Below are 22,016 nucleotides of genomic sequence, written 5' to 3'. Positions count from 1 at the left end.
GCGCCTCTTGCGTGAGCAACGCCTCTTGCGTGAGCAACGCCCATCGGGCGGGGCCGCGCGTGCAGGGGGCCTCGGGGCGCCAGGACCGGCTGGGATAGTCCAGCCTCAGCCGATCAGGCGGCGCAGCCCTCGGGGCATCGCAGGGTTTCAGGGCTCGCTGCGCACCCGGCACAGTAAAGCGTGAGGGTCCGGCAGCTCGGATTGGAGCAGTTCTCGAACTTGCTCGTGGGCGCCGAGCAGCGGACGCACTGGCCGATGGTCTTGGCGTCCTCGCTGAACTCCAGGTGCATGCGCTTGTCGAACACGTACAGGGATCCCTCCCACAGGCCGTGGTCCTTGAAGGTCTCTCCGTACCGGACAATGCCGCCGTCGAGCTGGTAGACCTCCTTGAACCCGCGGTTCACCATGAGGCTCGACAGCACCTCGCAGCGGATGCCGCCCGTGCAGTAGGTGACAACCGGCTTGTCCTTGAGGGCATCGTATTTGCCCGAGTCGAGTTCTTTGATGAAGTCGTGGGTGGTAGCGACGTCGGGGACCACCGCATCCTTGAACTTTCCGATCTGGGCCTCGAAGCCGTTGCGTCCGTCGAAGAACACGACCTCGTCGCCCTGTTCCTTCTTGGCTTCAATGAGTTCGTGGAGTTCCTCGGGTTTGAGGTGCGTCCCGCCGCCCACCACGCCGTCGGCGTCGACTTTCAGCTCGCCCGGGGCGCCGAAGGAGACGATTTCATCCCGCACCTTGACGCTGAGGCGCGGGAAGTCTGCCGCGCCTCCGTCGGACCACTTCACGTCGATCCCGTGGAATCCCTTGTACTCCCGCGTGGTCTTGACGTATTGCTTCACGGCGTTCAGCTCCCCGCCGACCGTGGCGTTGATGCCGTCCTTGGAGATGATGATGCGGCCGGTGAGGCCGAGTTTTTCGCAAAGCGCGCGCTGCCACAGCCGGACGGCGTCCGGGTCAGCGAGGGGGGTAAATCCGTAAAAGAGCACAATCCTGTTCAAAGCCACACTTTTAAGGGTACTGGCTGGGACGGGAGGCCGGGAGACAGTCACAATTCCATAAGCGAGCACACTTCCCGGACCCGGCCCCTGTTGCTTGTGGCACGGCTGGAATACGCTCATCACATGAGTCTTGACGCCATGGTTGAAGACACCACTCATCTGCTGGAAATCTGGGTTGCCGGATGGGCAGGTTGTCGCGGATATGAGACGCGCAGGGAGGGACGGTTCCCTGCGGCCTTGCGCGCGGACACCACCGGTCAATGGGAATATTTTGCCTTCGACCCGTCCGATTCGGAGTTTGCGGAGCTGGCGGCGAGGACGGCTGAAGTGCCGGCCCGAGTCCTCACGATCCTCACCAATGACGTGGCCCGGTACACGTTCCTCGGCCAGGAAAACGGCCTCCATGTCACCTCGGCTTCCCAGACCATGATGATCGTGGACATGGAGACTCAGGACTCGGAGGACCCCTGGCTTTCCGACGACGACCTCAAGCTGGAGACGTCCCGGACGGACGGCGTGCACCACGCTGTGGTCCACGCAGGCGAAGAGACCGCCGCGAGCGGGCGCGTATTTGTGGTGGGACACACCGCCATCTTCGACAAGATCGTGACGGCGCCGGCGTACCAGCGGCGGGGACTGGGCAGCTTCATCATGAAGGCCCTGGCGGCCCAGGCCTTCGAGCACGACGTCGACTCCGGGCTGCTGCTCGCGTCTCTGGACGGCCAGAAGCTCTATTCGCACCTCGGCTGGCGCATGGTCTGCCACGTTCTGATGCTGTCGACCTCGGACGAAGGCGCTGACCTCTCCGTCGGCTGAGGCCCTGCGCGTGCCGGGCGCTGCGGGACCCGGGCTGCCTTCTCCGGCGATTTGAGGCCGGATGAAAGAATGTGTGAGTGAACCCGCATGAGTCCCTGATTCCGCTGCTGGGCCGAGGTCCGGACCCGGAACAGCTGCGTCATGTGCGAACGATCCCCGCCCGCCAGGCCGTCAATGCGCCGTGGCCGGGCTGGGCCCACCCGGATCTCGTGACAGCCTACGGTTCCCTGGGCATCCACGAGCCCTACCGCCACCAGGTGCAGGCCGCCGAGTTGGCCCACGCCGGAGAACACGTGGTCATTGCCACCGGCACGGCGTCCGGCAAGTCCCTGGCGTACCAGCTACCAGCCTTGGACGCGATCCACCGTTCCGAACTCAGGGTCCTGGCCGATCCCGGAAAGATCCACGACGACGGCGCCGTGACCCTCTATCTGTCCCCCACCAAGGCCCTCGCAGCGGACCAGCTGGCCGCGATCCGCGCGCTGAAACTTCCCACCGTCCGGGCCGAAACCTACGACGGCGACACCGATCCCGCGTCCCGGCGCTGGATCCGGGACCATGCGAACTTCATCCTCGCCAATCCTGACATGCTGCACTTCGGCATCCTCCCGAACCATGCCTGGTGGGCCCGGTTCTTCCGGCGCCTCCGCTATGTGATCGTGGACGAGGCCCACAGCTACCGCGGAGTGTTCGGCTCCCATGTCGCCAACCTCATGCGCCGGCTGCGCCGGATCTGTGCCTACTACAGCCCGGGCGGCTCACACCCGGGCCCCGTGTTCATCGCGGCGTCGGCCACGGCGTCAGAGCCCGGACCGTCCTTCGGCAGGCTCATCGGCGCACCGGTCCGTGCCGTTTCCGAAGACAGCTCGCCCCACGGATCCACGACCGTAGCTTTCTGGGAGCCTGCCCTGACCGAAGTGCGGGGCGAGAACGGCGCCAAGGAGCGACGTACCGCCGTCGCCGAGACCGCCGATCTGCTGGCCAATCTCGTGTCCTCCCGGACCCGGACCATTGCCTTCATCAAATCCAGGCGCGGAGCCGAGACGATTTCCTCCATTGCCAAACGCCTGCTCGATGAAGTGGACCCCAGCCTGCCGCAGCGTGTGGCCGCCTACCGCTCGGGCTACCTGCCGGAGGAGCGGCGGGCGCTGGAAAAGTCGTTGCGCTCGGGTGAGCTGCTGGGCGTCTCGAGCACGTCTGCGCTGGAGCTGGGCATCGACATTTCCGGTCTCGACGCCGTCCTGGTGGCCGGATGGCCAGGCACCCGCGCGTCCTTGTTCCAGCAGATCGGCCGGGCGGGCAGGGCCGGCCAGGACGCGATCGCGGCCTTCGTAGCCAGCGACGACCCGCTGGATACCTATCTGGTGAACCACCCCGAGGCGATTTTCGACGTCTCGGTGGAAGCCACGGTCTTCGATCCCTCCAATCCCTATGTGCTGGGCCCGCATCTCTGCGCCGCCGCCGCGGAACTTCCGCTGGGGTTCGCCGAACTTGACCTTTTCGGGGCCACCTCGGAGAAGCTGCTGGAGCGCCTGGTGGCGCAGGGCTACCTGCGCAAACGGCCGGCCGGCTGGTTTTGGACCCACCCGCAGAGTGCTGCGGCTATGGTGAACCTGCGCGCCGACGGCGGGGGTCCGGTGAGCATCGTGGATGCCGACACCGGGTCCCTGCTCGGCACCATGGATTCGCCCCAGACCCACTACCAGGCCCACACCGGCGCCGTCTACGTCCACCAGGGCGACAGCTACGTCGTGGAGGACCTCAATGAGGGCGATCACTGCGTGATGGTGCGCCGGGCGAACCCCGACTACTACACCACCGCCCGCGACGTGACCCAGATCGAGGTCCTCGAAACCGAACGCACCACCCGGTGGGGCGACGTGGCCGTACATTTCGGCGAGGTCAAGGTGACGACCCAGGTGGTCTCCTTCCAGCGCAAGGCACTGATTTCAAATGAAATCCTCGGGGAAGAACCACTGGAACTGGGGGCCAGAGACCTGTTTACCAAGGCGGTCTGGTTCGTTGTGGACAACCGCTCGCTGACCGGCGCGGGACTGATCGAGGCGCAGTTCCCCGGAGCACTGCATGCCGCCGAGCACGCAGCCATCGGTCTCCTGCCGCTCGTGGCCTCCAGCGACCGCTGGGACATCGGCGGGGTGTCCACCGCCATCCACGCCGACACCGGGGTGCCTACCATCTTCGTCTACGACGGCCATCCCGGCGGGGCTGGCTTCGCCGAACGCGGATACGACAAGGCCCGGGTGTGGCTGACCGCCACGCGGGACGCCATCAAGGCCTGCGAATGCGAGTCCGGTTGCCCATCTTGTGTCCAGTCACCCAAGTGCGGCAACAAGAACAACCCTCTCGACAAGGACGCCGCCGTCACCCTGATTGACGTGCTGCTGAAAGACGCCAGCGAGCTGATGAACGCCGACAGCACTGGGACGGTGGCGGCTGGCACGGCTGCTGCTGGCACGGCCGTTGCGGGCGCCGGCGCGGCGGGTGCGGCCACGGCCGCTGCCGGTACGGCGGCCGGTACAGCGGCCGGTACGGAAAAAGATTCCGCCCAACCGCTCCGCGCCGGATAGCGCGTTTGGCGCGGCCCTGGCAGGGCGTGCCAGCGGGTGAATCCCGGTTGTTTCGAAGCGCCGCGCGTCCTGCCGCGGGCAAAGCAGCCCTCACGGTGAGGGCCCGTTCCGGGGCGCCGGGGGTGGACCGGCCCTGGCCAGACCTCTGGCAGCGCCGAGGAACGGCCCGACGTTGATCTCGGTGCTGACCTGGACTGACGTGTCCGCGCCCTTCGAGCAGGCGAGCACAATGGCATTGTTCTTCCGTGCGACCTCCCGGGCGACGGCGCACGGCTCACCGGATGTGATTCCTCGGGCGGCGTCCGCTGCCGCCAGGGCTGCGAGGTCGGCAGCCGCCGCAGCCCTGGCCGCCGCGACGGCTGACTGAGCCAGAAGCAGCAGCAAGACTGCCGCCATGATCACGACCAGCCCGAGTCCCAAGGCCAGGACCGTCCCTGATCCCCGCTCCCGCGGCCGCCAGCGGTACACGTCATGGCCTGGGGACGGAGTCCGGCGCCATGGCCCGCTGGCCCCGGCACTAACCGGCGACATCATGTGCCCGTCCCGAGCGGGAGGCCCCATCCACCCGGGACAGTTGTGCCGCGCCGGGGGTTTCCGGACGCGCCCAGGCACTGGCGCTCAGGGTCCACGGAATGAGGGAACCGACAGCCCCGGGGACACGGCCGGACACCGTGACCCTGAGCCATTCGCCGTCGAGGGCCACGGTCGACGCTGCGGTTTCGCCGGCAAGCTGGCGGACAATCCCTCCGACTTCGCCGGCTGCGGCTCCTCTGGCCAGCGCACGGGCACCACCCCGGGCCGCTTCCTCGACGCGAAGTTGCATCACCCCGGCTGCCGAACCCGCGAGCAGCATGGCAAGCAGAAAGACGACCGACGGCAGCGCCACGGCGAACTCCGCTGTGACCGCCCCGAGGCAGTCCGGGGTTCGCGGCGACCCCCGCCGCCCGCTCCCGCCCGCGCGCCAGACCCACGTCATGGCAGCGTAAGCGCCGTGCGGATGAGGTTCAGGAGGAACCCCCGGACCTCATCACTGCGCATGATGAACACGAGAACGCCGGCAAACCCTACGGCGGCGAGTGTTGCGATGGCGTATTCGGCTGTTGCCATTCCTGCCTGCGCCGAGAGCGGCCTCCTGCGTCCGTTCGGCTGAACGGGAACAACCAAGCTGGCGCCGGGATAGATTTCGTACACCTCGGCAACCCCATCTTCCCCGCTGTCTATGCGTTTCGCAGCGGGAGTGTCCTGATTGACTGACATCTGCTTTCCTTCCACGGGACACCGGCAGGATCGCCGGCTGATTCGACTCTCCCGGCTTGGGCACGGCGCGGTAAGCCACGAAGTCCGCTAAGTGGAAAACATGCCCGCAGCCGGCGCCGCGGCGGCCTGTGGAGGAGAACTCACGGGCTGTTCCACGCCGCCGGACGGACGGCACGACAGCGCCCCGCTCATGCCTTGGCCCGACGAGGTACCCGCCTGACCCGACTAACGGCCACTCCTGACCGGGCGCAAAACTGAACCCGAGATGCTGCGGTCCATACTGCGACTACAGCTTCTCGGGTTCAGTTCGGTGCGCTGGAACCTCAATCACGCGCTTCTAGGGGAGGAAGTACCCCGCGAGGTCGGCGATGAGCTGGGAGGATCCGGAGGACCGGTTGAACAGCGCCACCTTTCCATCCGAGCCGAGCGCCACCGAGACCAGGTTCGGTACCGTCTGTCCGGTCGAGAAGTTCAGGTTGGACGCGTTGGGCCGTGCTGAACCGTTCGGGTAGGCGGTGATGAAGCCGAAGGACTTGGGCGAGGTGACGGTGAGGTTGAACACTGCTGCCAGGGCACCGGTGGGGACCCCGTTGGCGCCGGCGACCTGAACCGACACCGCGGAATCCGCGGCCACCGGCTTGGTATTGCGGGTGTCAAGGATCCGGGTCGGTCCGACGGCCTTGAAGGCGCCGGTCGCGGTCGGTGTGCCGGGCAGGTAGTAGCCGGCGACGTCGGCGATCAGCTGGGACGTGCCCGAGGAACTGTTGAACAGCGTCACCTTGCCGTCGGACCCGACCGGGACCGTGACCAGGTTCGGGACCGTCTGACCGGCGGAAAAGTTCAGGTTGGACGCATTGGGCCGGGCCGCACCGGACGCGTACGCGGTCACGAAGCCCAGGGACTTCGCCTGGGTCACCGTCAGGTTGAACACCACGGCCGCGACCGAGGCGGGGATTCCGTTGGCTCCCGCGACCTGGAACGACACCGCGGAATTCGCGCCGACTGCCGAGGAGTTCCGGGTGTCCAGGAGCCGGGCCGGCGAGAGGCTCTTGAAGGAACCGCCCGTCGCCGGCGTTCCGGTGACGTAATAGCCCGTCACGTCAGCGATCAGCTGGGAGGACCCGGAGGAACTGTTGAACAGGGCGACCTTGCCGTCGGCCCCGACCGGGACGGTCACCAGATTCGGTACCGTCTGGCCGGCAGAGAAGTTCAGGTTGGACGCGTTCGGACGGGCGGCGCCCGAGGCGTAGGCCGTGATGAAGCCGACGGACCGGGGCTGGGTCACCGTCAGGTTGAACACCACCGCCGAGACCTTCGCCGGGATCCCGTTGACCCCCGCGACCTGGAACGACACCGCGGAATTCGCCCGGACCGGTGAGCTGTTCCGCGTATCAAGGACACGCGTGGGAGCGGTGGGGTTGAAGGTTCCGGGAAGCTGGCCACCGGCCTTGCCGGCTTTGATCACGACGTCGTCAATGTAGCTGTCGCCCGCCTGCCGTCGGTGCTCTGCGCCGAGCTGCATCTGGGTGACCGCGGTGAAGGCCGTGGCGACCTGCTTGCTGGAATAGAGGAGCTGGCCGTCAAACCACACCTCGATGGTGGAGGAGGCGCCGTTGGGGATTACGTGCATGACCAGGTGGTGCCACGTTCCGAGCGGGACGTTCACTTTCATCGCGGTGTAGCCGAGCGTGCCGTCGGGCGCCGCTACGCGCAGCCACAGGGGGCCGGCGCCGCCGTTGGAGCGGTAGACGTCCACGAACCGGGTGGTTCCGTTGAAGAACCGGAACATGGGGACGTTGTTGCCCGCGACGCCTTCCTTGGTGACGTTGAACCATCCGTCGGCGTAGACCTCATTGGTGCCCGCAGGAAGCGGTGCGGAAAAATTGGCCAAGGAACCAGCATCCGTGGTCACGTGAACATGGGCTGAGCAGCGGCCCGAGTGTTGTTCAGCCGAGGAGACGTCGGCCGTGCCTGTCCCGGCCGTGACGGGGGCGTTGAAGCCCGAAGCCGTGATGCTCCCCGACTCGAAGTTGGTCGCAATCACCGTTGTGCCCGGGTATTGGTTGGTCGGTTGAGGCGCCCCCGGCTGACAAGTCGGCGTTGCGGCGGACGCCGGACCGGCCCCCACCGCCGAACCCGCCATCACCAATAGGCTCAGCGCTGCAATCACGCCCGCCCTCTGCAATCGAATCATTGATCTGCCCCCCTGCGTGGCTTCCACTCGATACGAAATCCCAGAAACCCTGAGGATTCGAGGCGCCACAGAAGCGCTGTGAGTAGCCGACGCACGAGACCGCTCATACTCCGACGGTGCCTGCCCCCAAGGTATCCCCCAGCAACTTGAATAAACCTTGGACCAGCGGCGATGCGGCATCGGGGGCGCCGCCCGCCCGCCGGCATCAGGCCGGGACCAGCCCCAGGAGCACGGGCACGACGCCGAGGCAGACAAATGCCGGCAGGGAGCACAAGCCCAGAGGCACGACCAGCTTCACGCCTAGCGCCGCGGCACGCTGCTCGGCAGCCCGGTTCCGTTCGCGGCGAAGCCGGGCCGCTTGGGCATAGAGGAGGGCCGAGGACGGGGCGCCCGTGAGGGCGGCGAACGTGAGGGTGTCGCGCAGGGCAAGAAGTTCGCACGCCTGGCCACCTGAACTGTGCCATGCCGTGTCCCAGTCCGCGCCAATGGCAAGGGCTGACACCACCGGCCGAAGCTGCCGCCCGAGTTCCTGCGGCACCAGGGCGGCGATGAGTTCCAGGGACCGGCCCAGTCCGGCTCCCGCATCCAGCATGGCGCCGATGAGTTCCAGCATCATGGCGGTGTCCCGCAGACCCGGATAGCCGGGCTGGCGGCCGGCCGGGGTCCCCCGACGCAGTCCGGACCCGTCCGCCGGGGCCAGGATTTGGCGGTGGAGTCTTCGGCGGACGCGGCCGGAGTCTCCGCGGACCATAATGGCTGCACCGGCAAGGCCGGCGGCCACCACAACTCCGGCGAGTCCGGGACTCACGGCGGCGGTGGAGTCACGAGTGCGCTCCCGCCGCGGCCCGCACGAGCTTCGAAGACCACACCCGGCCGGCGGCGGTCAGGACCACGCCTGCGGCCAATGCCAAGAGGCCCCACGGATTTCCGAGGAGCGTAGCCATCGGGTCCACTCCCAGCAGCAAGCCGAGCCCCAAACCCGATACCGGCAGCCAGGTCAGCAAGCGGATGGTTGCCCGGGGCCCCGCCAAAGCCGTCTGCCGGGCACCTTCGGCGTCGTCCTCCGCCTCAAGGTGCGCGGCAAAGCGCGCCAGGACGTCTGCCAGCGGGCAACCGCTGGCCTCCGCGGTGTCGAAGCATGCGGCGAGCTCGCCCCACACCCGGGCGTCGCGCCCGGCACGGACGCTCACGGCGCCGCCAAAGGCGGCTCCAGCGCCGCTACCCCCGCCGGCCGGCCCGCCGGATACCGTGCGGCGGATCGCCACGGCCACGGAGGACCCGCCCAGGGCGGCCGCACGTGCGGCCGCGAGGACTCTGAGCGACTCCGGGTCAAGCACCGGCCCGGACGTGACTTGGGCACCGTCGCGGCCCGCGCCGCGGACCCAAGCACGGACCGAAGCGTCGACAGTTCTGTTGACCGCGGCCCCTTGCTCCGCAGCCTCCGCGCCGTACAGCACCCACAGTTCATCCCACAGCCGGGCGGGGGTGCGTCCGCCCTTCAGCAGCGCGGCCAGCTGCTGAACCACAACTGTCATAGGCACGGCCCCCACCCCCGCGGACCCTTCAGCCAACACGCGGCCGAGACCTGGGACGGCCCTCCGGCCACGACTGCGCACACCTGTTGACCGGCCCGGGCTCCGAGTGCTGGATGGCTGCTCGCGGGGCAGGAAACTCCGCGGACCGGCGCCGTGCAGGGCATTGCGGGTGCGGCGGCCTGCCACACGCGGGGAGGGAAAGGCCAGCCACAGGGCCAAGATCAGGACGATGATCAGGAGCGCCGTCATCGCGGGGTCCATGACTGCGGGTGTTCGGCTCCTGAACCCGGCGGGCGTGCTTCGGGCGCCGGGCGGGCCCCGGTGTTGGTTCCATCGGCTACTGCTGGATCCAGGCCGAGCCGGTCCGCCAGCCGCGGCCAGGCCGGGCCGAACCGGGCCCGGTCCCTCAGTACTTCCAGTGCAGCGGTGACAGCCAGCCCGGATTCCTGTGCTTCCATGATTCCGATGCTCGCGACCTGGCGCCCGGTCCCGCTCCGCTCGACATGCACGACGGCGTCGATGGCACTCGCCACCTGCAAGCGCACGGCATCCTGGCCCATGCCGGCGAGCGCGCCGAGCGCCGCCAGCCGGGCAGGCACGGCCGCCGCAGCGTTCGCGTGAATCGTCCCGCCGCCTCCCGTATGACCGGTATTCATGGCCGACAGCAACTCCCGGACCTCCGCACCGCGGCATTCACCCACCACCAGCCGGTCCGGCCGCATCCTCAGGGCCTGACGAACTAGTTCGCCCAGGTCCACGGCACCCCCGCCTTCCAGGTTTCCGTGCCGGGATTCCAGCGTGACGGCGTGCGGGTGCACCGGATTAAGTTCCGCGGCGTCCTCAATGAGGACGAGACGTTCTCCGGGGCCGCACAACCCCAGCAGCGTCGCCAGCAGCGTGGTTTTCCCCGAGCCGGTGGCGCCGCTAATGAGGAAGCTCAGCCTGCACCCCACCATGCGTTCGAGTACGGACTGGACCAGCCCGCCGCATGCCCCGCTCCCGAACATGCCCTTGCGACCCAGCTCGGCCATCGTAAAGACCGAAGTCCGGCGGATTCGCACGCTCAAGAGGGTCCCGGCCGGGGAAATCGGCGGCAACACCGCATGCACCCGGTAGCCGCCGTCGAGCCTGACATCGACGCACGGCGAACCGTCGTCCAGGCGGCGGCCGCCGGCTGCCACCAGCCTCGCCGCGAGCGCCCGGACCTGCGGTTCCCCGGAAAAAAGGACGGGCGCCTTTTCCAGGCCGTTGCCGCGGTCCAGCCAGACCGAGTCCGGTCCGTTCACGAAGATGTCCGTCACAGCAGGATCCCGGGTCAGCGGATGCAGGGGACCCAAGCCGCTCAGCTCCGCGCTGATACTTTCCACAGCTGCAAGGGCGCCGGCCGTGCCAAGCAGCCGTCCGCTCGCCTGGAGGGCCGCTGCGACCCGGGAGGGGGTTACCGGGGCGGAATCGGTCATGACTGACTCGCGCACGGATTCCAGCAACGCCGGGTCCAGAAATCCCTGCGAGCGGCGGCGGCCCGGCGCCCGCCGGGTAAGCCGTTCCGGTTCGGCGGGGTCCGCGGCCGAATGGGCGCTCATCAGACGTCACCCCGGTCCAGGTCAAGGAGCCCTGCGGTGAGACGGCGGACAGAGCGCTGACGGCCGGCTTCGAGGAGTCGGCCGAGTTCCGTGGCCGCCGCCAGACCCTTGATTTCCGGCATGACCCCGTGGAGGGGAAGCCCCACGGACTCGGCAATCAGTGGCGCATCCAAGGCAGCGCCCGGACTGGCCCGGACCACTAGCGTCGTATCTACCGGTGGAAGCTCCTGCGCCAACCGGGCCGTGGCGACGGCCGCCCGCAGCCGGGCCGGCGCCACGACCACGATCCGGTCGCATTCCCAGGCGAAGGATCGCAAAGCCTCCCGTCCCCGGCCGATGTCCAGCACGACCAGCTCGCTGCCCCGCCGGGCGGCGTCGAGAACCACGGCCACCGAGGTCGCGTCCACGCCGGCTGCACCGTCCCGGGTGCCCGGCCACGACAGGAAGGAGAATCCCCCGACCTTCGGGAGCGCATCGTCGAGCTGGGCGGGATCGATACTGCCGCTCGCCCCGGCCAGGTCCGGCCAGCGGAGCCCGGGAGCGTCCTCGGCGGCCAACGCCAGTTCCAGTCCGCCGCCCCAGGGGTCGCCATCGATCAGCACCACGCGCGCCCCGAGCCCGGCGGCGGCCTGCGCGACCCAGATGGCGGCGGTCGTGGCCCCTGCACCGCCGCAGCCGCCCGTCACGCCTACAACGAGTCCGCCGGCTTCCGGCGCGCGGGACCGGCTCAGGTATTCGGCCAGCCAGGCGGCGGCATCCGGCAGCACGGCGACGCGTTCGGCCCCGATGGCGGCGGCCAGTTGCCACAGTCCGTCGCCGTCATCCTTGACTCCGACGAGCACCGCCGGCGCCCTCCTTCGAAGTGGCAACTCCCTGATGTCGCTGCCAACCAGTACGGCGCCCGCGGCGTCCCAGAAGGGCGCGGCATCGGCCACGTCCCGGACTGTCCGCAGGTGGCCCCCGGCAGCGGCGACGATGCGCTCCACCTCGCCGCGCAGAACATCGGCGCCGGTGACGAGCAGAGTCTCCGCGGACTCCCCGGGAATCCACGGCCCCCCGTCCTGCGGGGGCGGCGAGTCCGGGCCGGGTGGCTGGTGCCTGTTCATGCTGCCACTGTGCCTGTCCGGGAAGCGCAGCGTAACCGCCGTCGTCGGCTATGTGGACAAACCGGGCCCGGCCTCTGCAGCCCCGCCAGGCAGTGCGCACCGAGCACGCTCCGGAGCAGGGCAGAATTGACCCTATGTACCTCCTGCTTGCCGCCCACGCCGACGGCGCGGCTCTCCAGGAACTCACGGCCGATGGCCTCCCCGCACCGTCCAATCCACAGCCACGGGTGGTGAGCGCCGGTGACCTCGCCGGCGTCGTCCGCGGGCTTGAAAAGCGGCGCCCGCGCTGGATCTGGCACCGCACGCAGGACTGGTATCCGTCGCTGCTGCGGGCCGGCGTGGAGCTCGAGCGCTGCTACGACCTGACTTTGTGCGGTTCGATTCTGGCCCACTCGGAGTTCACCGCCCACACCGGCTATGCCCGGGCGGCGGAGAAACTCACGCAGGACGACGAGCTGCACCAGCCGCCGCGGGCCCTGCAGCCCCCTCCCCCGCCGCCGGAGCAGGGCGCACTCTTCGATGCCCCGGCCCGGGACCAGCGCCCCGGCCAGTCCCTTGAGGAACTCCGCGCCGAGTATGCCGCCCAACAGGACGCGCTCCGCCAGGCGGGAGCCGTGCCGGCAACGGCCCCCGGCACGACCGGCGGCTCGGCCGACGCCCCAGACGCCAACCGGCGCCAACGGCTCCAGCTGCTGCTCGCGGCCGAATCCGCGGGCGCCATGATCGCCGCCGAAATGCAACACACCGGCGTGCCCTGGCGTGAGGAACTGCACGAGCAGATCCTCGCGGACTGCCTCGGACCCCGCCCGGCTCCGGGCCAGCGCCCTGCCAAACTCGAAGCGCTCACCGCCGAACTCAGGCAGCTGCTGCGCTCACCCGCGCTGAACCCGGACTCACCGCAGGAGCTCATGCGCGCCCTGCACCGGAACGGCATCGAGGTGAAGACCACCCGCCAATGGGAGCTGAAGGAATCCAGCCACCCCGCCATCGAGCCGCTGCTCGCCTACAAGAAGCTGGCCCGTCTCCACGCGGCCAACGGCTGGGTGTGGCTTGACGCGTGGGTCAAGAACGGCAGGTTCCAGCCCGAGTACGTGGTGGGCGGTGTGGTGTCGGGGAGGTGGGCGTCGCGCGGCGGAGGGGCGCTGCAAATTCCGCGCCAGATTCGCGGCGCCGTCCACGCCGATCCCGGCCACAAGCTGATCGTTGCCGACGCCTCGCAGCTGGAACCGCGGGTCCTCGTCGCGCTCGCGCAGGACTCCAAAATGGCCGAGGCCGCCCGGGACAAGGACCTCTACGCCGGCATCGCGGCACAAGGCTTCGGCGGCGACCGGGCAAAAGCCAAGGTAGCCCTCCTCGGGGCCATCTACGGCGCAACCACGGGCGAGTCCGGGCGCCTGATGCCCCAACTTGCCCGCACCTATCCCCGCGCCGTGGGCTTCGTCGAGCAAGCTGCCCGCGACGGCGAAGCCGGGAGAACCGTCACCTCCCGCCTGGGCCGCAGCAGCCCTCCGCCGTCGGATCGCTGGCTGCGCAGCCAGCACTCGACTACCGCGGAAGAACAGCGCCGGGCGGACTCGATCGCCCGCTCGCGCGGACGTTTCACCCGGAACTTCGTGGTGCAGGGCTCGGCCGCCGACTGGGCGGCCTGCTGGCTGGCGGAACTGCGACGGCGGCTGCGCGACCTGCGGTCGGACGGCACCGCCGCGGCTGAACTGGTCTTCTTCCTGCACGATGAAGTGATGGTGCACTGCCCCGATGGCGCCGTCGAAGACTGCATCCGGGCGATCGAGGACTCAGCGGCTGCCGCCAAAGAGCTCTTGTTCGGCCGGATTCCGGTGGAATTTCCGGTCAGCGTGGCGGTCGTGGACTCGTACGACAACGCAAAATGAGTGACCTCGGACACCATCCGTAACGTACCCGTCGGTAGCATTGTGTGGGCTCCATCACCCGGCTAGGCTCGAAAAGGCCGGCGGATTCCCGTTCTTTCCGCTGGCTATTGCAATGACGCAAGGAATTGGGGAGGCACAGATTTGGCTGGCATGTTTGAGATTGCACAAGCTGGAGACAAGGCGTATTTTTTTCGGCTGACGGCACCGGATGGAACGGTCGTCGCCGTTTCGCCGCTGTTCAGCTCCATTAAGAGCGCGGCGGCGGGCATTACCGCTGTGCGTGAGAACGCCGCGACCGGTCTGATTGTGGATCGTTCCGGCACTCAGCGGCGAGCCGCCAGCCGGCCGGCGGCGGTGGCACCCGCTGCCCTGGTGGGCAGCGGCGTGGGGGCCAGCTAGCGGATCAGCCGGCAGGCCGGCGTAGAACAGGCCGGCGTAGAACAGGCCGGCGCAGAATCGGCCGCACGCATCGCCGGGCGTGGCTCACACATCGATCCCGTAGAGCCGTGCACGGTCCCAGGGAACCGCCCAGCCCAGCTGTTCGAACAGCTGGTTCAGAATCATCCCGGTAAACCCCCACACCACCACGCCGTTGACGGTGAACGCGGGGCTCTGGAACGTCTGGCCGGCCCGGCTGACCGCGGCCATCACCCGGTTGTCCGGATCCAGCAGATCCCGGACCGGAACCCGGAACACCTGCGCGGATTCGCCGTAATCCACCACCCGGACGGGCGACTGGGCGGCCCACCAGGCCAGGACCGGGGTGACGAGGAAATTCCCCCGCGGCAGGGCCAGCTCGGGCATTGCCCCGAGGACGTCCACACCCGCTGGGTTCAGCCCCGTCTCCTCTTCGGCCTCTCGAAGGGCCGCGGCGACCACCGACTCGCCCGGGTCGATGCCCCCGCCCGGAAAGGCCACTTGTCCGGGATGGTCATCCAGAGTCTGCGCCCGCTGCAGCAGCAGAACGTCCAGATCGGCCGGAGCCAGCAGCTTCTCGGACACCGCCGGGACGTTGTCCAGCGCCCCGAAGAGCATCAGCACGGCGGCCTTGCGGACCCGTTCGCCGGGCTCGACGGCGAGTTCCCGCCAGCGTGGATCCGGCGCGGGCGCCGTGCCCGCCACGACGGCGGCAACGAGGTCGACGAGGTCCTGGCGCGCGGTCACGGCTGCTTCCTCTGCGATTCCATCCGGATTTCGGCAGCGCGGTGCGTCTCGGCCAGAAGCCGGGCCAGCAATGCCTCCTGCCCCGGGGCGAGCTCGTACTTCAACAGCTTCCTGGCCTTCTCCGGGTCGGTCTCGCCGGCGCCGTAGCTGGGGCACCAGTTCGCTACCGCGCAGGCGCCGCACGCCGGCTTGCGGGCGTGACAGACGCGGCGGCCGTGGAAGACGACGCGGTGCGAGAGCATGGTCCAGTCCTTCGGCTCGAACAGTTCGGCGACATCGGACTCGATCCGGACCGGATCATCGGAGTCTGTCCAGCCAAAGCGCCGGGCCAGGCGGCCGAAGTGGGTGTCCACGGTGATGCCCGGAATGCCGAAGGCATTGCCCAGCACCACGTTCGCGGTTTTCCGCCCGACGCCGGGCAGCGTCACCAGGTCCTCCAGCCGGCCGGGCACCTCGCCGTCGTACTCATCCACGAGCCGGTTGCACAGCGCCAGGAGGTTCCTGGCCTTGGCGCGAAAGAAGCCGGTGGGCTTGATGATGGCCTCGAGCTCGGCCGGCTCCGCCTCCGCCATCCGGCGCGCGTTAGGGTAGCGCGCGAACAAAAGGGGCGTGATCTGGTTGACCAGCACATCCGTGGTCTGGGCGGACAGCACCGTGGCCACCACGAGCTCAAACGGGCTGCGAAAATCCAGTTCCGCGTGGGCATAGGGGTACTGTTCCGCGAGGGCCCGGTTGATCCGGCGAGCCCGGCGCTTGAGCGCCAGAAGGGACTCCGACGCCCGCGGCGCACCGGGCTTGGTGCTGCGGGGGGCCTTGCCGCCGGATTCCTTGGTACCGGATTCCCTTCTGCCGGATTCCGTGGTCACGGACGGCTAACCGCGTTCGATGTTGCTGAGGTCCCGCAGCACGCCGAGGCGCCCGTCCGTGTGCTGGACCAGGAATTCGTTGCCGCGGTCTTCAAGGGCCAGGACCCAGCCGCCGGGCTCGATGACGAACGCCGGGGCCCCGGTGCGCTCGTCGACGGCGGTGCGGGGCTGTGCGACGGCGAACCAGAAGGCCTCGTGCACGGGGTGGACATCGTCCTCGGCGGCGCGGCTGGCGGGATCGACGGTGGCTCCGATGGGTTCCTGCGGCCGGACCTGTTCCTGTGGCCGGACCTGAGGGTGGACCGCGGTGGGGGCGCTGCCTCCGGAGGCAGCCGGAACGCTGGCGGCCTGGGTCTGGTCCGCGGCGGCGCCGGTGGAAGCGGCCGGGGCAACGGAAGGAGTCGATGCAGCAGCACCGGCCGCGGCACCGGCCACGACGCCGGCGGCCTGGGTTTGTTCCGCGGCGGACGCCGGCTCAGCGGAGGGAGCCGGCCCCGGGGACGGAGCCGACGTCGACGGCGTTGACGGAGCCGACGTCGACGGCGTTGACGGAGCCGACGCTGATGTGGCGGAAGCAGCGGACGGCGCAGCACCAGCCGTGTCACCCGCGCCAGCGGGTGGTACAACGCCGGAAATCTGGGTTGCCGGCGCGCTGGAAGCCGCAGCGCTCGTCGCTGCAACGGACGCTGCACCCACCGAAGCTACCCCGGGCGACAGTACAACCGGTGAAGGTGCTGCCGGCACGGCGGTCTGGCTGGCGGTGGCCGGTCGATTGTCCCGGCCTGCGGCCGCCCCGAAGGCGGCCGCCTTGGATTCGCCGGTTCCTGTGGCGGCCTTGGCCGGTTTGGGTGCCTTCGGCGTCTTGGGTGCACGGGGCTTTTGCACCGGCACAACGGCTTCACGGGCCACCACGTGGGCAGGCGCTTCCTCGCGGCCCAGGAAGTCGCCGGCAAAGAACGGGATCCACCGGGCCAGGACCGTGGCCGCGAAGAGACCCGCGGCTCCCAGGAGGGCTATCAGCATGCTCGGCACGAAGGCCCCGGCCGCGGCGAGAAAAAAGAAAGCGAGCGTAAAGGACGCCACGACGGACGCGAACTGATCAATCGACAGCGATCCGACCCGGATTTTCGTCCCCGGGCTGAGCCGGCGCGCCACGAACAAGACGGTGACAATGAGCGGCAGCACGATGCCCAGGCCCAGGAAGAAGAGGCTGCCCAGGTTCCACAGATTGTAGGAGAAGGCAAACATCGGAATGAGGGAGGCGATGAAGAGAAGCAGCGTGGAGCCGAACACGGTCAGATCCCGGATGGTGAAGGGGCCTAGAATGGCTTCGTTCTTCTTCGCGGTCTTCTTGTCCACCGTGAAGCGCGGCGCGTCCCCGAACCCGGCTGGCCCCGGCTGCGCCGCGCCGCCCTGGTTCTGGGCGGGCGCCCGGAGTTGCCCGTTGTCTTGCTCGTTCATTCCGTATCTCCTTAGCATGGCGGCGCCCTGGACAGCGCCGTCTAACGGCAGGCAAGGACAGGACCGCTAACGGGTCCCGCCGCCTCCATCGGATGTCACAACTTCATCTCAGCCTAGCCAAGTGCATGGCCGATCACTAGCTGACAAGCCGAGGGCGCCCACAGCAGAATTCTCTGTATTTTCGGTTCCCCGGCGCCTGCGCCGGGGAGGCGGGAACGGGCACGTCCGATCGCCGAAGAGACCACTCGGCGCTTAACAAACACCGCTCACGGCGCTCTTTGTGACGGGGCGCACGTTTGGTCGGACCCGCGTATTAGTGTTTATTGCAGAACAGCTCTTGCGGCACTGCCGTGATCTGCCGCCGCCCGACGTCGCGCATGCGGCCCGGCGCGGAGGCGGCACGAACGTCCGCTCAGCACGGATCGATGAATGATGAGGTTCACCATGTCCCAGCAGACACCCGGCACCACTGCCACGCAGGCGCCCCAGGGCGATGCCTTCGAAAATCTGTCCCAGGAGAACCGCCGTTTCGCGCCGTCGGCCGAGTTCGCGGCGAATGCCGTGGTTACCGCCGCTGACTACGCCGAGGCCGACGCCGACCGTCCCGCCTTCTGGGCGAAGCAGGCCCGCGAGCTGCTGAGCTGGTCCAAGGACTTCACCCAGGCGCTGGACTGGTCCAACCCGCCGTTCGCGAAGTGGTTCGTCGGCGGCGAGGTCAATGCGGCCTATAACGCCCTGGACCGGCACGTCGAGGCCGGCAACGGGGACCGGGTGGCCATCTACTTCGAGGGCGAGCCCGGCGACACCCGCACCTACACCTACGCGCAGCTGACCGAGGAAGTGAAGAAGGCCGCGAACGCCTTCGAGTCACTGGGCGTGGCCAAGGGCGACCGCGTGGCCGTCTACCTGCCGATGATTCCCGAGGCCGTCATCACCCTGCTGGCCTGCGCCCGGATCGGCGCGATCCACTCCGTGGTCTTCGGCGGCTTCTCCGCCGAGGCCCTGCGGTCCCGGATCGACGACGCCGAGGCCAAGCTCGTGGTCACGGCCGACGGCACCTACCGCCGCGGCAAGCCCAGCGCCTTGAAGCCGGCCGTCGATGAGGCCCTGGCCCACGACGGCCACACCGTCCAGAACGTCGTCGTGGTCAAACGCAACGGCCAGGACGTGGACTGGCACGAGGGCCGGGACCACTGGTGGGCCGACACCGTCGGCGCCGCGTCCCCCACACACACCGCCGTCGGGCACGACTCCGAACACCCGCTCTTCATCCTCTACACCTCCGGCACCACGGGCAAGCCCAAGGGCATCCTGCACACCACCGGCGGCTACCTCACCCAGGGCGCCTACACGCACAAGGCCGTCTTCGACCTCCACCCGGAAACGGACGTCTACTGGTGCACCGCCGACGTCGGCTGGATCACCGGGCACTCCTACGTCGCCTACGCCCCGCTCATCAACGGCGCCACCCAGGTCATGTACGAAGGCACGCCGGACTCCCCGCACCAGGGCCGCTGGTGGGAGATCGTGGAGAAATACAAGGTCTCCATCCTCTACACCGCCCCCACCGCCATCCGGACCTTCATGAAGTGGGGCAAGGAGATCCCGGCCAAGTCCGACCTCTCTTCGGTCCGGGTCCTGGGCTCGGTGGGCGAACCCATTAACCCCGAGGCCTGGATGTGGTACCGCGAGGTCATCGGTGCCGACAGCGGCCGGAAGGCGATCCCCGCACCGATCGTGGACACCTGGTGGCAGACCGAGACCGGGGCGCAGATGATCGCCCCGCTGCCCGGCGTCACGGCCACCAAGCCCGGCTCGGCCCAGGTCCCGCTGCCCGGCATCGCGGTGGACGTCGTGGACGAACTCGGCGAATCCGTGCCCAACGGCTCCGGCGGCTACCTCGTCATCCGCGAACCCTGGCCGGCCATGCTCCGCGGCATCTGGGGCGACCCGGAACGGTTCAAGGAAACGTACTGGTCCCGTTTCGAGACCATGTACTTCGCCGGCGACGGTGCCAAGAAGGACGAGGACGGCGACATCTGGCTCCTGGGCCGCGTGGATGACGTCATGAACGTCTCCGGCCACCGCCTGTCCACCGCGGAGATCGAATCCGCCCTTGTGTCCCACCCGGCCGTGGCCGAAGCCGCCGTCGTGGGCGCCGCGGACGAGACCACCGGCCAGGCCGTCGTGGCCTTCGTGATCCTGCGCGGGGACGCCGTGGACACCGGCGATGCGATCGTTCAGGAACTCCGGAACCACGTCGGCAAGGAGATCGGACCGATCGCCAAGCCCAAGACCATCCTCGTAGTGCCGGAATTGCCCAAGACGCGCTCCGGCAAGATCATGCGCCGGCTCCTCAAAGATGTCGCGGAAGGCCGCGAGGTCGGCGACGCCACCACCCTCGCCGACAACACCGTCATGGCCCAGATCGCGCATTCGCTGAAGAAGTAGCCGGCAGAAACAGCCGGGGCGCCGGAGTGTTTCGACACCGGCGCATGGACGACGGCGGCGCCTCCCACCCGGTGGGATGCGCCGCCGTCGTTAATGTTGTCCGCGGATTTTGGCGCGGCGCGCAAAGTCGGCAGTAACGAAGGGTGTTGCAGTAACGAACAGCGCACACGGGCCGGGGCGCGATAGATTTGCTGACATGACTGAAGCCTCCCCCGCCAGGGCTGCCGGCCGCGGCACCATCCTTGTTCTCAACGGACCCAATTTGAACCTGCTCGGCACCCGCGAGCCCGAGAAGTACGGGACGGCGACCCTGGCCGACGTCGAACAGCTCGCCAAAGATGCCGGTGCGGCGCACGGGCTGGACGTCGAATGCTTCCAGTCCAACCATGAAGGGGCCCTCGTGGACGCCATCCACGCAGCACGCGGGAAGGCGGTGGGAATCGTGCTCAACGCCGGCGCCTACACGCACACGTCCGTCGCCATCCGGGACGCCATTTCCGCCGTCGCGCTGCCCACGGTCGAGGTGCACATCACGAATGTGCACGCCCGCGAACAGTTCCGTCACCATTCCTATCTGTCGGACATCAGCAAGGCCGTGATTGCCGGCGCCGGGATCCTGGGCTACCGGTTCGCGGTGGAATACCTCGCCGGACTGCACGCGGCCAAGGACTGAGCATGTCCACTGTGGCGGGCCTGCTTCGACCTCAATCCTGTGGATGTGCGCAGCCCTGACGACGTCGACGGGTGGAAGCCTTCGTCCGGCCGGGGCAGGATTTCCACGTCGAACGGTTACTCCCGGGGATCGTGATCGCCCGGGAGCGCCCGCGAGTGCTCGTGGCCGGCAACCGCAAGGAACAGCTCGTGGCGTAAATGTCGGGCTATTTCTTGACGCAGTGTCCGGACGAGACGGCGCCGCCCAGACCCGGCGCCTGGGCCGCGACGGGGCCGAGGTCGGTCATGGTGATAGCGAATCCGAGCGAGGACTCGGCGGTGGCCTTGGCAAAGACCACCCCTGCCACTTGCCCGTCCGTGGTCAGGAGCGGGCCTCCGGAGTTACCCGGCTGCACGTCGGCAGCGAGCCGGTACACGTTCTCGGGCGCGGCATTGTTGCCGTAGATGTCGGGGACCAGCACGGTGGTGATGTCCTGGACCGTGGCCGGCTTGGACTGGAACGGACCGCCGTGTGGATAGCCGGCGAAGGCCGCGGCGCTGCCGGACGGCAGGTCAGAGGTCAGGGGAAGGGGTGCCGACTGCAGGCCGTCCACCGCCACGACGGCGAGGTCGTGCTGGGTGTCAAAGTACACAACGCGCCCGGGCAGGGCGCCGCCGCCGGGCGTTTCCACCACCGGCTGATCGACGCCTGCGACCACGTGGGCGTTGGTCACCACGCGTCCGGGGGCGACGACAAAGCCGGTGCCGGTCTGGTTCTGGCCGCACTGGTAGGCGGTTCCGGCGATCTTGAGGACCGACGCGGCTGCTTTGTTCAGTGCCGGGGTATCCGTGCTCGTGTCCGGGACGGCGACCGGCTGGCCCTGGCCGATGCCGTCCAGCAGGGTGGGGATGCCCTCGCCGATCACTGCGGAGCGCAACTGGGCCATTGACGCCTTGACCGGGGTGGGCGTCACGCCGTCGATGAAGCCGATGACTTTGGATTCGGCGATCTGCTGGGACACGAAGGGCACGCCCAGGGCCCCGATGCTGAATGCCAGCATCGACATCACCAGGGCGGACACGACGACGTTCACGCCTCCGCCCACGAGACGGTCCGCCGCACGCAGGGGGCTGAACGGCATAACGCTGCGGATTCGCCGGCCGATCATGGTGCCTAGCCCGTTCCCCACGATCATCAGCAGGATGGCCGTGGCCACGATGGCGGTCAGACGCCAGCCGCTGTCTTCCACGAGCCCGCTGACGATGGGAACGGACACGAATGCGGCGACCGCGCCCGCAGCGAATCCCGCGATGCCTCCGAGCGTCACAAGGAAGCCGTTGCGAAGGCCGTGGATCAGGTAGGACAAAAGCGCCACAACCAACACCAGGTCCAAAATGGTCAAGCCAAACACCGGGGCTCCTCACAGACAGTTCAGCCACGATTCTAGCCGTGT

General features: G+C 68.6%; 20 protein-coding genes. 7 read left to right on the top strand and 13 right to left on the bottom strand.

What is annotated here, in order from left to right:
* Positions 1-113 precede the first annotated feature (113 nt).
* On the bottom strand, positions 114-1,007 hold the full coding sequence (trhO, locus tag ACVWZ7_RS14740) for an oxygen-dependent tRNA uridine(34) hydroxylase TrhO (protein WP_456508317.1): 894 nt from the start codon (positions 1,005-1,007) through the stop codon (positions 114-116).
* Positions 1,008-1,124: 117 nt separating this feature from the next.
* On the opposite strand from trhO, the gene ACVWZ7_RS14735 reads away from it, so the two are divergent.
* Together ACVWZ7_RS14735 and ACVWZ7_RS14730 are read left to right on the top strand one after the other, a co-directional pair.
* Positions 1,125-1,817 carry a GNAT family N-acetyltransferase gene (locus ACVWZ7_RS14735; RefSeq protein WP_116765301.1) on the top strand — a complete coding sequence of 231 codons (693 nt, stop codon included), beginning with the start codon at positions 1,125-1,127 and terminating at the stop codon, positions 1,815-1,817.
* Between the two features lie 77 nt (positions 1,818-1,894).
* Positions 1,895-4,405 (top strand): DEAD/DEAH box helicase, encoded by a 2,511-nt coding sequence (locus tag ACVWZ7_RS14730; protein WP_456508316.1) that lies wholly within the window; start codon positions 1,895-1,897, stop codon positions 4,403-4,405.
* 90 nt (positions 4,406-4,495) lie between these two features.
* On the opposite strand, the gene ACVWZ7_RS14725 is transcribed toward ACVWZ7_RS14730, so the two are convergent.
* From ACVWZ7_RS14725 to ssd, 8 genes are all read right to left on the bottom strand, one after another.
* On the bottom strand, positions 4,496-4,873 hold the full coding sequence (locus ACVWZ7_RS14725) for an Rv3654c family TadE-like protein (protein WP_456508315.1): 378 nt from the start codon (positions 4,871-4,873) through the stop codon (positions 4,496-4,498).
* A 49-nt stretch (positions 4,874-4,922) separates the two neighbouring features.
* On the bottom strand, positions 4,923-5,291 hold the full coding sequence (locus ACVWZ7_RS14720; protein ID WP_456508314.1) for a TadE family type IV pilus minor pilin: 369 nt from the start codon (positions 5,289-5,291) through the stop codon (positions 4,923-4,925).
* Positions 5,292-5,377: 86 nt separating this feature from the next.
* Complete coding sequence (locus ACVWZ7_RS14715) at positions 5,378-5,662, bottom strand: DUF4244 domain-containing protein (protein WP_344366595.1); 285 nt, start codon at positions 5,660-5,662, stop codon at positions 5,378-5,380.
* 337 nt (positions 5,663-5,999) lie between these two features.
* Positions 6,000-7,553, bottom strand: coding sequence for a hypothetical protein (locus ACVWZ7_RS14710; RefSeq protein WP_456508313.1), 1,554 nt, complete (start codon positions 7,551-7,553; stop codon positions 6,000-6,002).
* Positions 7,554-8,061: 508 nt separating this feature from the next.
* Positions 8,062-8,664 carry a type II secretion system F family protein gene (locus ACVWZ7_RS14705; RefSeq protein ID WP_344366601.1) on the bottom strand — a complete coding sequence of 201 codons (603 nt, stop codon included), beginning with the start codon at positions 8,662-8,664 and terminating at the stop codon, positions 8,062-8,064.
* A gap of 13 nt (positions 8,665-8,677) precedes the next feature.
* Entirely contained in the window at positions 8,678-9,391 is a 714-nt protein-coding gene (locus tag ACVWZ7_RS14700) for a type II secretion system F family protein (RefSeq protein WP_456508312.1), read from the bottom strand.
* A 245-nt stretch (positions 9,392-9,636) separates the two neighbouring features.
* The gene (locus tag ACVWZ7_RS14695) at positions 9,637-10,974 is read right to left on the bottom strand and encodes a TadA family conjugal transfer-associated ATPase (protein WP_456508311.1); all 1,338 of its coding nucleotides are present in this window, start codon (positions 10,972-10,974) and stop codon (positions 9,637-9,639) included.
* The gene (ssd, locus tag ACVWZ7_RS14690) at positions 10,974-12,080 is read right to left on the bottom strand and encodes a septum site-determining protein Ssd (RefSeq protein ID WP_344366608.1); all 1,107 of its coding nucleotides are present in this window, start codon (positions 12,078-12,080) and stop codon (positions 10,974-10,976) included. Before ssd ends, ACVWZ7_RS14695 begins: the two co-directional genes overlap by 1 nt.
* A gap of 134 nt (positions 12,081-12,214) precedes the next feature.
* Between ssd and ACVWZ7_RS14685 the strand changes: the two genes are divergently transcribed.
* Positions 12,215-13,969 (top strand): bifunctional 3'-5' exonuclease/DNA polymerase, encoded by a 1,755-nt coding sequence (locus ACVWZ7_RS14685; RefSeq protein WP_456508310.1) that lies wholly within the window; start codon positions 12,215-12,217, stop codon positions 13,967-13,969.
* A 150-nt stretch (positions 13,970-14,119) separates the two neighbouring features.
* Entirely contained in the window at positions 14,120-14,368 is a 249-nt protein-coding gene (locus ACVWZ7_RS14680) for a YegP family protein (RefSeq protein ID WP_116766147.1), read from the top strand.
* Positions 14,369-14,452: 84 nt separating this feature from the next.
* Here the strand turns inward: ACVWZ7_RS14680 and ACVWZ7_RS14675 are convergent, their stop codons facing one another.
* From ACVWZ7_RS14675 to ACVWZ7_RS14665, 3 genes are all read right to left on the bottom strand, one after another.
* Positions 14,453-15,133, bottom strand: coding sequence for an NUDIX hydrolase (locus ACVWZ7_RS14675; RefSeq protein ID WP_456508309.1), 681 nt, complete (start codon positions 15,131-15,133; stop codon positions 14,453-14,455).
* Entirely contained in the window at positions 15,130-15,897 is a 768-nt protein-coding gene (gene nth / locus ACVWZ7_RS14670) for an endonuclease III (protein WP_456509119.1), read from the bottom strand. Before nth ends, ACVWZ7_RS14675 begins: the two co-directional genes overlap by 4 nt.
* A 108-nt stretch (positions 15,898-16,005) precedes the next feature.
* Positions 16,006-17,460, bottom strand: a complete 1,455-nt coding sequence (locus ACVWZ7_RS14665) for a hypothetical protein (RefSeq protein ID WP_456508308.1) — start codon at positions 17,458-17,460, stop codon at positions 16,006-16,008.
* Positions 17,461-17,904: 444 nt separating this feature from the next.
* On the opposite strand from ACVWZ7_RS14665, the gene acs reads away from it, so the two are divergent.
* The 3 genes from acs (at position 17,905) to ACVWZ7_RS14650 (ending at position 20,781) form a co-directional block, all read left to right on the top strand.
* Positions 17,905-19,911, top strand: coding sequence for an acetate--CoA ligase (gene acs, locus ACVWZ7_RS14660; protein WP_456508307.1), 2,007 nt, complete (start codon positions 17,905-17,907; stop codon positions 19,909-19,911).
* Positions 19,912-20,107: 196 nt separating this feature from the next.
* Positions 20,108-20,584 carry a type II 3-dehydroquinate dehydratase gene (gene aroQ / locus ACVWZ7_RS14655; RefSeq protein ID WP_456508306.1) on the top strand — a complete coding sequence of 159 codons (477 nt, stop codon included), beginning with the start codon at positions 20,108-20,110 and terminating at the stop codon, positions 20,582-20,584.
* Positions 20,585-20,655: 71 nt separating this feature from the next.
* Complete coding sequence (locus ACVWZ7_RS14650) at positions 20,656-20,781, top strand: hypothetical protein (protein WP_456508305.1); 126 nt, start codon at positions 20,656-20,658, stop codon at positions 20,779-20,781.
* An 8-nt stretch (positions 20,782-20,789) separates the two neighbouring features.
* On the opposite strand, the gene ACVWZ7_RS14645 is transcribed toward ACVWZ7_RS14650, so the two are convergent.
* Positions 20,790-21,974 carry a MarP family serine protease gene (locus ACVWZ7_RS14645; protein WP_456508304.1) on the bottom strand — a complete coding sequence of 395 codons (1,185 nt, stop codon included), beginning with the start codon at positions 21,972-21,974 and terminating at the stop codon, positions 20,790-20,792.
* Positions 21,975-22,016 lie beyond the last annotated feature (42 nt).

Source organism: Arthrobacter sp. TE12232 (assembly GCF_054062615.1).
The sequence above is the reverse complement of the archived record's forward strand: the minus strand, read 5'-3'. Positions and strand labels throughout refer to the sequence as shown.